Genomic DNA, 274 nt, shown 5'->3' on the forward strand with positions numbered 1-274 from the left:
TGATCGAGTCCCCGCAACGCACGGCGGTGTCTTCCATCAGCCAGCTGGCGGAGCTGACCGGCGTGAATGCCTCGACCTTCTCGCGTCTGGCCCAGCGGCTGGGCTACGAGGGCTTCAGCAGGTTTCAGGATGTCTTTCGCCAGGCGGTGACGGATGGCGAGCACTTCTACAGTCAGCAGGCCTCGCAGCTGCTGGCGCGAGACGCCGATAGCAGCGCCATGGCCCAGCTTGCGCGTCTGGGACGGCAGGAGAGCGCCAACATCCTCAGCATGCT

The 274-nt window shown here is 65.3% G+C and carries 1 pseudogene; it reads left to right on the forward strand.

The window, feature by feature from the left end:
• Positions 1-274: pseudogene (locus tag R0J88_RS20050) on the forward strand (hypothetical protein); the annotation flags it as partial.

This window comes from Pseudoalteromonas sp. SIMBA_162 (assembly GCF_046535955.1).
Taxonomy (GTDB): Bacteria; Pseudomonadota; Gammaproteobacteria; order Enterobacterales; family Alteromonadaceae; genus Pseudoalteromonas; species Pseudoalteromonas marina.